Here is a 14,046-nt window from a genome sequence, read left to right on the forward strand (position 1 = left end):
TGGCGATCATGACTGGAGAGCGTGATCTGACCCGGCTGCTCGCCGGTATGCGGCCCGAGCTGAACCCCGGGCACTTCGTCTTCGCCACCGTCGACGGCCCAGCCGTCCCACCCGGCCTGCACCCCGTCGTCACCGTCACCGAATCGGAGGGCCTGACCCTGGTCGTACCGCAGGACGAGGCGGACGCCGCCTCGCTCCCGTACGACTACGTGGCCGGCTGGATCACCCTCCGTGTCCACTCCGCGCTGGACGCCGTGGGGCTGACCGCCGCCGTCGCCCGGGAACTCGCCGACGCCGGCCTGAGCTGCAATGTCGTGGCGGGCTTCCACCACGACCACCTCTTCGTCGAATACGCCAGAGTGGGCGAGGCCCTCACGGCACTGCGCCACCTGGCGGAACGCTCCGCCTGACCGGCACGCCCGGAGGGCGTCGCCCGAAGCGGTGAATCACGGACACCCCCGCGGGCCGTGCGACGGGGCCGTGCCGGGGGCGGGACGCATGGGGCCGGGGGCCGGTTCGGGGGTCCGGGCACGTACCATGGCGGCATGTCCTTCCTCCGCCGCCGCAGCGCCGCCACACCCGCGGGCCCGGACTTCGACGTCCTGGCCATGGACCCGGGCGACTGGCCCGGCAACCTCGGCGCCGGTCTCCTCCCCGCTCCCGACGGCACCTGCCAGGGCGTCTTCCTGCGGTACGACCTGTTCGGCGGCCGTGGCCCCGCGATGATCATCGGCAACCTCCCCGAGGGCTCCCCGGCGCGCGAGCTCGCGGAGGGACAGATCCCCTTCGAGGTCGCGCAGCTCCTGGCGGCGCTGGAGAACGACGAGCCGGTCGAGGTCGTCGAGACCGAGGACGTACCGGTCATGCAGGGCGACAACCTGCTCATCGTGCGCCGTCTCAAGCTCTCCGAGAGCCGGATCTCCTGCGTGCAGTTCGACCGCAGCGACAACGTGCTGGTCACCATCGCCAGCTGGGACCGGCCGATCACGGACGACCTGTACGCGCTGCTCAAGCCGCTGCCCGCGGAGCTCTTCCAGCAGGGCTGAGCTGTTCCACCCCGGGCCGGATTAAAGTCGGCACCATGGCAGCACACGAAGGGAACCCGACCGCGCGGGTCGACAGCTGGATCTGGGCCGTACGGCTCACCAAGACGCGCTCGCAGGCCGCCACCGCGTGCCGGGCCGGGCACGTACGCGTCAACGGCGAGCGCGCCAAGCCCGCCCAGCCCGTCAAGCCCGGCGACGAGGTCCGGCTGTTCCACGCCGGCCGCGAGCGCATCGTCGAGGTGAAGCAGGTGCTCACCAAGCGTGTCGGTGCGCCCGTGGCCGCCGAGGCGTACGTCGACAACAGCCCGCCCCCGCCGCCCCGCGAGCACGTCGCCCTGGCGGGCGTACGCGACCGCGGCACCGGTCGCCCCACCAAGCGGGAACGCCGCGAACTGGACCAGCTCCGCGGCATCCGCCCGTCTTGATCCACCACCGCGGTCGCGCGGCAGCGGCTACGACGTGAACAACCCCGCCAGCCGGGCCGCCGAGGTCCCCAGCCCCGTCGGCCCGGTCGGAAGCGCGGCGCTCGCGAGGTCATGGCCCGCAAGCCCGGCACCCGCAACCCCGGCACTCGCGAGACCCGGCTCCGGCATGCCGGAACCACCCGGCACGCCCGAGCCCGGCACCGCCCGGCCCGCCAGGCCTACCAAGCCCCCGGTCCGCAGCCGGGCCGTACCGGCACCCGAGCGGACGTCCTCGTCCCGGTAGCGGCGTACGTTGCGGTGCCAGTTGAGGATCCCGGCGAGCCAGTCCTCCAGCTCCCGCACATACGCGGTGAGGGCGGCCCTGGCCTCCCGGCCGAGCTCGAACCGCTCGCTCAGCACCGGCAGTTCATGCTCCTTCACATGCTCGAACTGGCGCAGCCGGCTCCGCATCAGATCGTCGATGATCGACACACCCGTGCGGTAGTCGCAGTTGAAGAAGGACTGCACCACCAGCACCCCGTTGTGCACCTCACCCTCGACCTCGATCTCCTTCTGGTACGAGAAGAGGTCATTGACCATCGTGGCGTAGTCCGACACGGAGTTCTCCAGGCTCCGCATCGTCCCGCTCCGCAGCACCTCCGGCGGCAGAGCGTGCTGGTGCCGCAGCCGCGACAGGCTCATGGTGAGATCCGAGCCGAACGTCAGGCGCCGCATCTCGATGTAGTCGACCGGATCGGGCACCCGGTGCTGGGCCTGGTTGTGCAGCTCCCACAGCCAGCTGTCCAGCATGTCGTCCATCGCCCGGCGCAGCGAGGCACGCGCCTCCGGCCCCATCGGCCCCGCGGTGCGTCCCCACAGATCGGCGAGCGCGCGCTCCATCGGGCTCTTCGCCGCCGCCGCCCCGGCCTCGGGGGCGGTGACGGGCATGCAGGTCTTCAGCCGCTCGGTGCACAGCTTCGCCCCGTCGAGGTCACGCGGCCGCCCGAACACGAGCGGGTAGTAGTCGTCCCCGTACGTCCCCCAGGTCAGCCATTCGGCGCTCAGCTCCAGCTCCTCGACGGTGGCGTCCGGGTCGAGGCCGGCCGAGCAGAGCGCGAAGTCGAAACCGGCCAGCATCGGCTCGTCCCAGATGTCGTCCAGCAGCCCCATCCGGCCCGCCCAGGCGATGGACTCGGCGCGGGCGTCCTCGTGGTGCGGGCTGAGCGAGAGCGGGTACGGCAGGTCGAACTCCGGCAGCAGCGAGGGGCCGACCTGCTGATGCGGTACGTGGGTGAGGCTGCGCGCCCGCGCCGCGGCCGGCCGGCCGAAGAGCGTCGTGATGTCGAGTGCCGACGTGCCGAGGACCCCGCTGAACATCGACGGTCCGCCCAGCGCGCCCTCGTTCATATAGCGGCTGGAGCGCATGTGCCATTCATGGCCGCCCGACTGCCAGTCCTGAAGCCCCTTGGTGTACGCGGCGATCGCGGCGCACTCGTCCGGGCTCAGGCCCTTCTCCAGGCACAGCCCGGGTACCTCGGTCAGCGCGGTGTTCTCGAACTGCTGCCACCGTGAGGTCAGCAGGTCGTTGACCGCCTCGGCCGCTTCCTGTGTCGTACAGCGCAGGAACTTCTCCAGCACCAGGACGCCGTTGCTGTTCTCGCCCTCGTCCTCGACCTCACGCTGGTAGGAGAACAGGTCGTTGCGCAGGTGCACGGCGTCGGCGAACGCGTCGCGCAGCACCCGCAGCGGCCGGGAGTCCGCCACCGGCTCGGGCACCTCGGCGCCCGCCGCGTACTCCACCAGCCCCGCCGACCAGGGCGCGCCACCGACCTTGCGCCGCATCTCGATGTACTCGACGGGGTTGGCGATCCGCCCCTCGTTCATGTTCGCCAGTTCCCACAGGGACTCGTTGAGCAGGTTCTCGGTCGCTTCCGCGAACCGGGAGCGCCAGCCGGTCGACATGCTCGGCACGGTCCGCGCCCACAGGTCGGCGAGCCCCGCCTCCACCGGGTTCGCCGGCCCGGGCATGTCCTGGGCGAGGTCCAGCGGCATGAAGGCCGGCATCCGGTCCAGATACGCCTTGCCGCCCGCCAGGTCCTGGGTGCGCTTGAAGACCTCCAGGAAGTGGTCGTCGAAGAAGAACACCCACACGTACCAGTCGGTGACCAGGGACAGGGCGTCGGCGTCGCAGTCCGGGTGGGTGTAGGCGCACAGCAGGGCGTAGTCGTGGGAGTCGAGGTCGTGTTCCTCCCAGATTCCCGACCCCTCCAGCATCCCCATCCGCCGGGCCCACTGCCTGGTGTGGGAACGGGCGGCCTCCACGTGGGGATTGAGGCGTGCCGGATAGGGCATGTAGAAATCCGGCAGAACGAAGGGCTGTGCCATGCGTGCGGGGCCTTTCGGTGAAGGTGGACATACCGGGCCACCCCCTACCCCCAGCCGGCATGATCCACGCCGCGAGCCGCATTAGTCATATGAACGTTTTGGTGTGGTGGGGTCATGCGCGTGAGACGGTCACGTCCGACGCCTTCACGAAGGCCACCCGGTGCCCGAACTGGATCTGGTACTACGCCTCCTCGCCCCGCACGACCCGGTGCCCGGACGCGTCGAAGGCCGGGGCGTAGGAGTACTCGCCCGGTACCCGGTCACCGACCACGTACCGCTGGCCCGCCAGGAGCCTGTACGGCAACGGTGACACCGCCTGGACCGGCACCCCCGCCGGGTAGGCGGACGCCTCGGGGTAGGCCCGCCCGTACACCGGGATGTCAGCAAGGCCCTCCCCCGGCGTCAGGACCCAGCCGCGCGCGCCCACAGCGGTCGGCCGCGTACGGGGGTTGTGGAACCAGGCCTTCTGGCCCAGGTACCAGATCGCCGTCCACTCCCCGTGCCGCTCCGCCACCGCGTACTGCTGGCCCGTCGAGGCCCGCGCGCCCGTGTCGTTGACGTCGACGGTCGACTCCTGGCCGCCCGGCCGCAGCCCGATGTCCTTGACAAGAGGGGTGCTCTCGCCGGGCTCCGTGTGGAGCCGGACGGCGCCGCTGCCGTGCGGCGGGCAGGCCTCACCGGGCTTCGCGCAGCCCGTGTAGAGCGGCTGGTGGGCGGTGTAGCGGGGGCGGATCGTCACGACCGCGGCCCGCGGCCCGGCGGTCGGTGTGAACGGCCGGCCCAGCAGTTCGAAGTAGTGCGCCCAGTCCCAGTACGGTCCCGGGTCCGTGTGCATGCCCCGGACCGTCGTGGCGGTCGGTCCCGGCACATTGTCGTGGCCCAGGATGTGCTGCCGGTCCAGCGGAATGCCGTACCGCTTCGCCAGGTACCGCACCAGCCGCGCGGACGTGCGGTACATCGCCTCCGTGTACCAGGCGTCCGGCGCCACCAGGAAACCCTCGTGCTCCAGGCCCACCGCCTTGGCGTTCACGTACCAGTTGCCCGCGTGCCAGCCGACGTCCTTCAGCGGTACGTGCTGGGCGATGTGCCCGTCGGACGACCGCACCGAGTAGTGCCAGGACACATACTCCGGGTCCTGCACCAGTTTCAGCGTCACGTCCCAGGTCGCCTCGGTGTCGTGGACGACGATGTGGTCGACCGACTGGGACGCGGGCCGGTCCGCCTTGTCGTGGTTGCCGTAGTCGCCCTCGCCGAACTCCTCGTACGGAGCCGGGACCCACTCGCACGCCACCGTCCTCGGACACTCCGTCCCGTCCGTCGCGGCCGTCCGCAGCCCGAGCCCGGCGGCCTGCGTGGTCTCCGGAGCGACGTCCGGGTCGGCGGGCAGGGCCACCACCTGCCCGCTGTCCGTCGTCCGACGCTCACCCGAACGGATGATGTCGTACACGTCGTCGGCGTACGTCGTCGCGGTCGCCGTGTCGTCGGCACCCGAGTAGCGCGCCACCGCGCCGTACCAGTCGCCGGGGTCGACGCTCGCCGGCCGGCCGAGCTCCCGCTGGGCGGCCGCCAGGAGGGCCGCGCCGCCGCGGATGTTGGCGGCCGTGCTGGTGCGCAGCCGCTCGGGGGAGAGCCCGGACAGCCCGGCCGCCCGCTCCAGCGTCCGCAGCCGGGCCGGTAAGGCCGACGGCCCGGGCAGCTCGGCGGGTGTCCCGTGCTTCGCGGTACGGGAGGTGTCGCCGCGCGCGTCCTCCGTGCCGTGCGAGTGGTGCGGCGCCGAGGCGAGCGCGGTGCGCGCGTCGGTGAGGTGCATCGGCCCGTAGCCGCCGGTGACGCTCGGTGCGCCACCGTGCCCGTCCCAGCGGGACTGCAGGTACGAGACGGCGAGCAGCACGCTCTGCGGCACCCCGTACTCGGCGGCGGCCGCGGCGAAGTCGTCCTGCAACGCCCCGGAGTCGGGCGACGCCCCGGAGTCGGGCGACGTCCCGGAGGCGGGCGGCCGCCCGGCGGTCGCGGACGGGGCCGCCGAGACCAGCGGCAGCAGCAGCGCGACGGACGCCACCGCGGCGCCCGCTGTCCTTGAGCGTCGTACGTGTCGACGAGCCGGAGCGGGCAAGGCGGCCTCCTGGACGGGTGGTGTGCGGCAGGACCCGTACAGGGGTATCGGCTGCCGGACCGCCCGTCAATCAGGGGTCCACCCAGAGAAGTTGCCGTGTCAGCGCGTTGACGCCCGAGGTTTCACGTCGTCAGGCGCGCCTGCCTGCGGCACATCACCGGAGTGCACCAATGACGCCCGGCCGGCCGGTCGGCTCAGTCCACCCGGACCGCGAGCAGGCATGCGTCGTCGTCGTGGACGCCGCGCTCGTACTCCTCGGTGAGCCGGTCGACGATCCGCCGCGGGGGCAGACCGCTGCTCGCCGCCAGCAGCCCCGTCAGCGCGTTGATGCCCTCGGTGATGTCCTGGCCCCGCCGCTCGACCACCCCGTCGGTGTAGAGCAGCAGCACATCACCCCGCTCCAGCGGGAACTCCGCCGTTTCGTAGGCGTGCCCCGGCAGCACACCCAGCAGCGGCCCTCGGTGCTCCGTCGGCAGCGCGTACGCGCGCCCCTCACGCAGCAGCAGCGGCGCAGGGTGTCCCGCACACGTCCACCGGAAGACCCGGTCGGCGCCAATGTGCCCGACTGCCATGGTCGCCGTCGCCGAGGTGGGGTCACTGCACACCAGCTCGTTCAGCCAGGTGGTGACGTCCCCGGCGCACGCCTCCGTCTGGGCGAGCCCCGCCGTCGCATGCCGCTGCTGGGCCATCCGGGCGACCGCCTCCAGACCGTGCCCGCTCGCGTCCCCGATGGCGATCAGCGCCCGGCCGTCCGCCAGCGGCCGGCACTTGTACCAGTCGCCGCCCACCGCGGCGTCCGGCTCGGCGGGCAGATAGGCCGCCGCCACGGTCAGGCCCAGCTCCGCCAGCCCCTCGGAGTACGTCGGGAGCAGTGCCTCCCGCAGCGCCGAGGCGACGTGCCGCTCCGCCGCGGCCTGCTGCCTCAGCTGCTCCGTCTCCACCTGCTTCTCCACCAGCCGGCGGCGGCTGCGTATCTGGGGAGTGAGGTCACGGGCCACGATCTGCAGCGCCCAGGGCCGGCCGTCCGTGCCCGCCACCGGGCGGCCCAGCAGGTCGACCGTCCGGATCTCGCCCAGCACCAGGAACCTGATCCGGGTCCAGGCCGGCTCCTCACCGGCCAGCACGGAGGCGATGAACTCGCCGAACGGCCCCACATCGGCCGGCACCAGCGCGTCGCACAGCTCCAGCAGCGACCACGGCAGCGCCGGATCCGTACGGAAGATCCGCTGCAGCCCCTCCGACCACGTCACCGACCCGGACAGCAGGTCCCAGTGCCCCCACCCCATGGACGCCAGGTGCTGCGCGTCGATGGTGAGGAGCTCCGCCTGGCTGCGCACCGGGCGCCACGTCGTCAGCACCCGGTCGCCGCAGGACGACGCGTAATGCACCAGCTGGACGCGCCTGAGCGTGCCGTACCGCTCCTCGGTGTAGTCCACGACCAGGCCGTTCAAGGCGCGGCCCGTCGCCATGACCTCCTTGAGCGCGGCCAGCAGCCCGCCGGCGGCCGCTCCCGGGCGGGCCTCCCCGAAGAACCGCTGGCCCACCTGCTGGTCGGGCGAGACCAGCCATTCGGCCGAGCGAATGTGATTGCCGGCGCGGATGACGAAGTCCGTGATGCCACCGGAGTCGTCCCGCACCGGCGTCAGCAGCGCCGCCGACACCGGAATGGCCGGCAGCGCCGCGCACAGGCACGTCCGGGGGTCGTGCCCCTCACCGGCGTCCACGCACGTGTGCGGGGCGCCGTGGCCCTGGCCGCACGGGCACTGGGCCTTCCCACCCCGGCCGTCGGCCTCCGGCGACGGCGCTGCCGCCTCGCCGGGGGCCCGGCCGGCCGAGGGCTCCGCCACGCCGGCCGTCTCCGCCCTGCGGCGCACCTCCGCCCGCAGCGTCGTGATCTCGCGCTCGATGAACGCCTTCAGCGACGCCACATCGGCGGTGTGCGACCGGATCATGAGGGCGCCACGCCCCCGGCGCTCACCGTCGCCCCGGCGGCCGGAGCCGTTCTCGTACCGGTGCCGGGAAGGTTCATGGTGACGGCCTTTCTCCTCGTACTCCGTTCGGGGTCAGGCGTGAACCCCGTGTCCCCGGTGTCCCCGCCCGGTGAAGACCCGGTAGAGGGCGAGAACGATCACTGAACCGACGATCGCGGCGATCCAGGTCGACAGGTCGAAGAAGCCGTCGATCGACTCCACGCCGAAGATGACCTTGCCCAGCCAGCCGCCCAGCAGACCGCCCACGATGCCGATCAGCATGGTCACCAGGATGCCGCCCGGGTCCCGTCCCGGCATCAGCGCCTTGGCGATCGCCCCGGCGAGCAGCCCGATGATGATCCACGCGATGATTCCCATTCTCGACCTCCCATAGGTTTCCGCACGCCGCGCGTCGCGGCGGGACCTTTCACCGCGTTGCCGCACCGGGGGGCGATAAACACCGGTGGCCTTCACCCACCCGGCGCAGGGCCGAACGGCCCGGCCCGAACGAGCCGAAAGTCCCGTAACGGACAGGCCGGTCGGCGTGCTTGCCCCCGTCCCGTACCGGCAACACCAACGGCAGCCGCTCACCGAAGAGAAGAGAACCGCCCATGAAGTGGATGGCCCGTACCAAGGCCCGACTCCTGCGCGCCACCGACCGGTTCTGCCCGTCCCGCGTCCTGCCGCCGCAGCGCCCGGACTCGCTGCACGTCCGCAGCCCCGCGGAGGGGACCCGCTGGACCTGTGTGGAACGGCACCGGATCAGCTGGCAGTACACCGGCGCCCTGTGGCACCCCTGTGACGTGATGCTCGAACGGCGCACCGACGAGGGCTGGACCCCGGCCGTGCTCCTCGCCGCGCACGTCGACCCCCGCGCCCTGGGCACCTCCGTCGTCGTACCCGACCTGCCCTCGGGGCCGTACCGCGTCCTGATCACCTCGCCGGAGCTGCCCGCCGCGGCCTGCAGCCCGCCCCTGGTGATCAGCCACCCGTGACCCCGCCCGGCCCGCACCGGCCCGCACCAAGGATCCGCGTACGTGAAGCAGAACGAACTCACCCGCCTCGCCACCGAGGTGACCCAACTGCGCCAGGCCCTCGACAGCCGTGCCGTCATCGACCAGGCCCAGGGCATGGTCATGGCGCTCACACCCTGCCCGGCCGAACAGGCGTGGCAGGTCCTGGTGGAAACCTCCCAGCACGGCAACACCAAGCTGCGCGACGTCGCCGCCGCCCTGGTCGCCACCGCCCACGGCCGCCCGCTGCCGCCCCGGCTGCGCGCCCCGTTCACCCGGGCCCTTCACCGTGCCCGGGCGGACGTGCCCGGGCGGGCGGCCTGCAGCCGGCCAGGTACCGGCTGAGTCGGTTCGTCGGCGCGCCCGATCCCGCTCCCTGGCCGGGCGGGCGTACGACAGCGCGCTGCGTGCCCGGTGTGTCGGCACCGGTCACACAGCGCGCTTCCCCCTCGTCGCCGGTCAGCGTGTGCCGACCGCCGCGCGCACGGCCCGCCGTGCCAGTGCGCAGTCATCGTGCAGCCGCCGCAGCAGCAGCCGCTGCTCCTCCCCGGTCGACACCGCCCCCGGCGCGGCCGGCACCGAACCGACGGGTGGCGCTTCGCGTATCGTGCGCTGCACGGCCGTCTCGTACGTACGGATCTCCCGCGTCAGCACCAGCATCAGGTTCACCAGGAACGCGTCCCGTGCCGTCGGGCCCTCACGCTGGGCCAGCTGACTGATGTGACGCCGGGCCGCGGAGGCGTCGCCCAGCACCGCCCACAGCGTCGCCAGGTCGTAGCCCGGCAGGTACCACCCGGCGTGCTCCCAGTCGACCAGCACGGGACCGGCCGGCGACAGCAGGATGTTGGAGAGCAGCGCGTCCCCGTGACAGAACTGGCCCATGCCCTGGCGCCCGCCCGCGTGCGCCAGCCCGTGCAGCAGCTTCTGCAGGTCGTCCCGGTCCCGGTCGGTGAACAGGCCCAGCTCGTGGTAACGGGAGATCCGCGAGCCGTAGTCGAGTGGGGCGTCGAACGTCCCGGCCGGCGGCCGCCACCCGTTGAGCCGCCTGATCGCGCCGAGCGCGGCCCGCAGATCGGCCCGGGGCGGCGCGTCCAGCGGGTGACGTGTGAGGGCCGCGGCCCGGCCCGGCATCCGTTCGATCACCAGGGTGCAGTTGTCGGGATCCGCCGCGATCAGCCGCGGCACCCGCACCGGGGGCCGGTGCCGTACGAAGGCCCGGTAGGCGGCGATCTCGTGGCGGAACCGCTCGACCCACGCGGGGGAGTGGTCCAGTAAACACTTGGCGACGGCGGTGGCGCGTCCGGTTGTCCCGACGAGCAGGACCGAGCGGCCGCTGCGCCGCATCACCTGCACCGGGTTGAACTCCGGGCAGATCCGGTGCACCGACGCGATCACCTTCCGCAGCTGCGCGCCCTGGGTGCCGGACAAGTCGATTCTCCCGCTGAGCGGTCCGGCCACCGTCCCCGCCCAGCGCCGGGCCCGACCCGCCTGGGTGGGATCCAGATACGGTCCGCTGCCGGCCGGGACGGTGCGCTGCGGCCGGGGCGGGGCGGACACGGAGGACGATGCTGTGTACATGGGCGAGACAGATCCCTTCGTGCGCCGACGATTTGCGTACGCTGCCCCGTCCCGGCAACCGGCCGACACCCTGGGGAATGAGGGCCGGTTGCCGGGGCGGGGTGGCGCTTTCCTACCTGACACCCGGGCGCGGGTGGCACACCATCTGGCGGACCCTGGCGAACCCTGGCGAATAGTCGCCAGCCCTATGACAGCGGGTTAGTGTCAACTCAGCCGAGAACCTGGGGGCTTGACGTGACCGGAGAACCCAACACCCGCCTTGCAGACCTGTTCGGCCTGGCCGGCTGGTCCAAAGGGGAACTCGCAAGACTCGTGAACCGGCAGGCGGCGGCCATGGGCCACCCCCAGCTGGCGACCGACACCTCGCGGGTCCGGCGCTGGATCGACATGGGGGAGACCCCGCGCGATCCCGTACCCCGGGTGCTGGCAGCCCTGTTCACCGAGCGACTCGGCCGTGTCGTGACCATCGAGGACCTCGGGTTCGTACGACACGGGCGCGCCGGGAAACGGCGGGACGTCAGGAACACCGACAACCCTGACGGGCTGCCCTGGGCGCCCGAGCGTACGGCTGCGGTCCTCACCGAATTCACGGGAATGGACCTCATGCTCAACCGACGCGGCTTGGTGGGCGCGGGCGCCGCGCTCGCCGCAGGCTCCGCACTCACCAGCGCCATGCACGACTGGCTCCACACCGACCCCGCTCTCGCCGCCGACGCCCCCCGCCTCGACGATCCCCTGCATGCCGACCCCGCCGGTTTCGACCGCTACGAGGCCGCCCCCATCGGGTCCCAGGAGATCGAGGCGCTGGAGCGCTCCGTCGAAGTGTTCCGCGCCTGGGACGCCGCCCGTGGCGGCGGGCTCCAGCGCAAGGCCGTCGTCGGCCAGCTCAACGAGGTGGGCGGCATGCTCGCCTACCGCCACCCCGATCACCTCCAGCGCCGGCTCTGGGGCGTCGCCGCCAACCTGGCGGTCCTCGCCGGGTGGATGTCCCACGACGTGGGCCTGGAGCCCACCGCCCAGAAGTACTTCGTCATCGCCGCCCACGCGGCGCGTGAGGGCGGTGACCGGCCGCGCGCCGGTGAGGCCCTCTCCCGCGCCGCCCGCCAGATGGTCCACCTGGGCCGCCCCGACGAGGCCCTGGACCTGATGAAGCTCGCCAGGTCCGGCTCGGGCGAGGAGATCCTGCCGCGTACGCAGGCCATGCTGCACACCATCGAGGCCTGGGCACAGGCGTCCATGGGCCGCGGCCAGGCGATGCGCCGCACCCTGGGCGAGGCCGAGGAACTGTTCGTCTCCGACAAGGCCGACGTGCCCCTGCCGAGCTGGATGCAGACCTTCAGGAGCGAGGACCTGTACGGCATGCAGGCGCTCGCCTACCGGACGCTGGCCGAGCACGAGCCGGCCGCGGCCCGGCAGGCGCAGTACTTCGCGCAGAAGGCGCTGGCACTGCGCAACGACGGCCGGCAGCGATCGAAGATCTTCGACTACCTCTCCATGGCGTCGGCGTGCTTCATCGCGGACGACCCCGAACAGGCCGACCGGTACGCGCGGCTCGCCCTGATGTCGATGGGCGAGACGTCCTCCCAGCGCACCTGGGACCGGCTGCGGGAGATGTACCGGCTCACCGGACAGTACGCGGGCTACTCGAAGATCGAGGACCTCCGCGAGGAGATCCAGCTGGCCATGCCGAAGAGCACGGCGAAGCGGTCCCGGCGCGGCCAGGTCTGACGACACCCGGGCGGTCGCCCGCACGCCGACGTACCACCATCACGGCTCACCGTCACTGCCCAGCGGTCGCTCGGCCGCCGCATGCCGGTGCGCCGCACCACTTCCTACGACCCGCGTTCGGCGCCGCATGCCGGCGCGCCGCACCACTTCCTACGATCCCGGCCCCACACATCAACGACCGCGCCCACGCATCGCGACCGTACGGAACACGACGCATGGGCACGGACTCACGACCGGCCGCCGCCGACCCTGGCGACCATCACACACGCGTCGCCCTCACGCGGTGAGCGACCGAACTCCTCCACCACCGTCCGCACACACTCCTGCGCATCGCGCGCCCGGGCGAACCGCGGTGCCAGCTCCAGCAATGTGTCCCTACGAGACGTGTCACCCGGACCGCGGGTCAGCCCGTCCGTGTGCAGCACCAGCAGGTCCCCGGGCAGCAGCCGGACCTCGGCCTGCTCGTACGCCGCCCCGGCCGTCGCCCCCAGCAGGGCTCCTTCCGGACGCGTCAGCGCGTACCCCGTCCCGCCGCGGAACAGCAGCGGGGCGGGGTGCCCGGCCTGCGCCCAGGTGAGCGTCCGGGTCCGTGGGTCGTAGCGGCAGCACACCGCACTGCCCAGGGCGGGCTGCGAGGAGGAGTCCAGCACCTGGTTGAGGTAGCCCATCAGGGCCCCGGGGCGGATTCCGGCGACCGCCATGCCGCGCAGGGCACCCAGCAGCATCGCCATCGTGGACGTCGCGGACACCCCGTGCCCGGTCAGGTCGCCCACGGTCAGCAGCGCGTCGCCGTCCGGCAGTTCCAGTGCGTCGTACCAGTCGCCGCCGATCGTCGCGCTGGACCCGGACGGCAGGTACTGCCCCGCCAGGTCCAGGCCGGCCGGCCCCCCGTGGGGGAAGCCGGAGGAACCGCGCCACGGCGGCAGGACCGCCTCCTGCAGTTCCACGGCCATCCGGTGCTCGGTCCGTTCGATGTGCCGGCGGCGCTGGAGCGAGTCGCGTGTCTCGCGCACGGCCCGCTCACTGCGGCGCAGCTCGCTGACGTCCCGTAAAACCGCCCACATCGACGCGGTGCACCCGTCGACGTCGAGGACGGGCTCGCCCATCATGTGCAGGGTGCGCACCCGGCCGTCCGTACGGACGATCCGGAACTCGCCGTCGATGGGCTTGCCGTCGATCAGACAGCCCGTCACCATCGCGGTCAGCAGCGACTGGTCCTCGGCGAACACCATGGAGGGCAGCTCGTCCAGGGTCATGGGCCCGGCGTCGGGGGAGCGGCCGAAAATGACGTACAGCTCGTCGGACCAGCTCACCTCGTCGGTGAGGAGATTCCACTCCGCGCTGCCGACCCGGCTGAGCAGCGACCCGGTGGGCGGCGGGTCCGCCGCCACCTCGTCGGTGCCCACGCTTCCGTACGGCTCCGCCGGCTCCACCGGCTCTCCGAGGGGGGTGGGAACGCCTTCCTTGAGCTGGCCCAACTGCGCACCCAGATCGTCGAGCTGGTGGACCGCGAGGTCACACAGTGCGCGCTGCCAGCGGCCCTGCGGGTCGTCCTCGTCCGCCACGGCGTCCCGGCGCACGGCATCGACGTCTCCGCGCAGCCGACGGGTCTGCGAGATCAGGGCGTCCAGCGTGCCGCGCTCGGGCGGCTGTGGGGCGGGACGGTCCGCGAACAGATGGGACGGCATGTCGTACTCCGATACGGGCGCGGCGCGGCCAGGGTCGTCAAAACAAGGACCGATTACGACTGTTGCACAGGCGGAGACTGCCTGTAAGGGGTTTGGCAACACTCGATACGGTGGTGCTTAC

General features: G+C 72.4%; 12 protein-coding genes. 6 read left to right on the plus strand and 6 right to left on the minus strand.

Annotated elements, in window-relative coordinates:
- The first annotated feature begins 8 nt into the window (after window positions 1-8).
- The 3 genes from BKD26_RS27100 (at window position 9) to BKD26_RS27110 (ending at window position 1,471) form a co-directional block, all read left to right on the plus strand.
- Window positions 9-410, plus strand: coding sequence for an ACT domain-containing protein (locus BKD26_RS27100; protein WP_084903357.1), 402 nt, complete (start codon window positions 9-11; stop codon window positions 408-410).
- Window positions 411-545: 135 nt separating this feature from the next.
- Entirely contained in the window at window positions 546-1,046 is a 501-nt protein-coding gene (locus BKD26_RS27105; protein WP_064070633.1) for a hypothetical protein, read from the plus strand.
- A gap of 35 nt (window positions 1,047-1,081) precedes the next feature.
- Window positions 1,082-1,471, plus strand: coding sequence for an RNA-binding S4 domain-containing protein (locus tag BKD26_RS27110; protein ID WP_084903230.1), 390 nt, complete (start codon window positions 1,082-1,084; stop codon window positions 1,469-1,471).
- 27 nt (window positions 1,472-1,498) lie between these two features.
- On the opposite strand, the gene BKD26_RS27115 is transcribed toward BKD26_RS27110, so the two are convergent.
- From BKD26_RS27115 to BKD26_RS27130, 4 genes are all read right to left on the minus strand, one after another.
- A complete protein-coding gene (locus BKD26_RS27115) occupies window positions 1,499-3,835 on the minus strand; it encodes a terpene synthase family protein (protein ID WP_241518865.1) in 2,337 nt (778 codons plus the stop codon).
- A 181-nt stretch (window positions 3,836-4,016) separates the two neighbouring features.
- Entirely contained in the window at window positions 4,017-5,894 is a 1,878-nt protein-coding gene (locus BKD26_RS27120) for a peptidoglycan recognition family protein (protein WP_241518866.1), read from the minus strand.
- Window positions 5,895-6,142: 248 nt separating this feature from the next.
- On the minus strand, window positions 6,143-7,900 hold the full coding sequence (locus tag BKD26_RS27125; protein WP_084903235.1) for a PP2C family protein-serine/threonine phosphatase: 1,758 nt from the start codon (window positions 7,898-7,900) through the stop codon (window positions 6,143-6,145).
- 111 nt (window positions 7,901-8,011) lie between these two features.
- Window positions 8,012-8,296: a GlsB/YeaQ/YmgE family stress response membrane protein gene (locus BKD26_RS27130; RefSeq protein WP_073756124.1), complete on the minus strand. Its 285-nt coding sequence runs from the start codon at window positions 8,294-8,296 to the stop codon at window positions 8,012-8,014.
- Window positions 8,297-8,529: 233 nt separating this feature from the next.
- On the opposite strand from BKD26_RS27130, the gene BKD26_RS27135 reads away from it, so the two are divergent.
- Together BKD26_RS27135 and BKD26_RS27140 are read left to right on the plus strand one after the other, a co-directional pair.
- A complete protein-coding gene (locus BKD26_RS27135; protein ID WP_084903238.1) occupies window positions 8,530-8,913 on the plus strand; it encodes a hypothetical protein in 384 nt (127 codons plus the stop codon).
- A 42-nt stretch (window positions 8,914-8,955) separates the two neighbouring features.
- Complete coding sequence (locus BKD26_RS27140) at window positions 8,956-9,276, plus strand: ANTAR domain-containing protein (protein ID WP_084903240.1); 321 nt, start codon at window positions 8,956-8,958, stop codon at window positions 9,274-9,276.
- Between the two features lie 114 nt (window positions 9,277-9,390).
- Here BKD26_RS27140 and BKD26_RS27145 read toward each other — a convergent pair whose 3' ends face one another.
- Window positions 9,391-10,509 (minus strand): aminoglycoside phosphotransferase family protein, encoded by a 1,119-nt coding sequence (locus BKD26_RS27145; protein ID WP_084903243.1) that lies wholly within the window; start codon window positions 10,507-10,509, stop codon window positions 9,391-9,393.
- A 234-nt stretch (window positions 10,510-10,743) separates the two neighbouring features.
- On the opposite strand from BKD26_RS27145, the gene BKD26_RS27150 reads away from it, so the two are divergent.
- The gene (locus BKD26_RS27150) at window positions 10,744-12,237 is read left to right on the plus strand and encodes a hypothetical protein (protein WP_073756128.1); all 1,494 of its coding nucleotides are present in this window, start codon (window positions 10,744-10,746) and stop codon (window positions 12,235-12,237) included.
- A gap of 227 nt (window positions 12,238-12,464) precedes the next feature.
- Here BKD26_RS27150 and BKD26_RS27155 read toward each other — a convergent pair whose 3' ends face one another.
- Entirely contained in the window at window positions 12,465-13,925 is a 1,461-nt protein-coding gene (locus BKD26_RS27155) for a SpoIIE family protein phosphatase (protein ID WP_084903245.1), read from the minus strand.
- Between the last annotated feature and the right edge of the window lie 121 nt (window positions 13,926-14,046).

The sequence above is a fragment of the Streptomyces sp. CB03238 genome (genome assembly GCF_002099185.1).
In the GTDB taxonomy this organism is placed as follows: Bacteria; Actinomycetota; Actinomycetes; order Streptomycetales; family Streptomycetaceae; genus Streptomyces.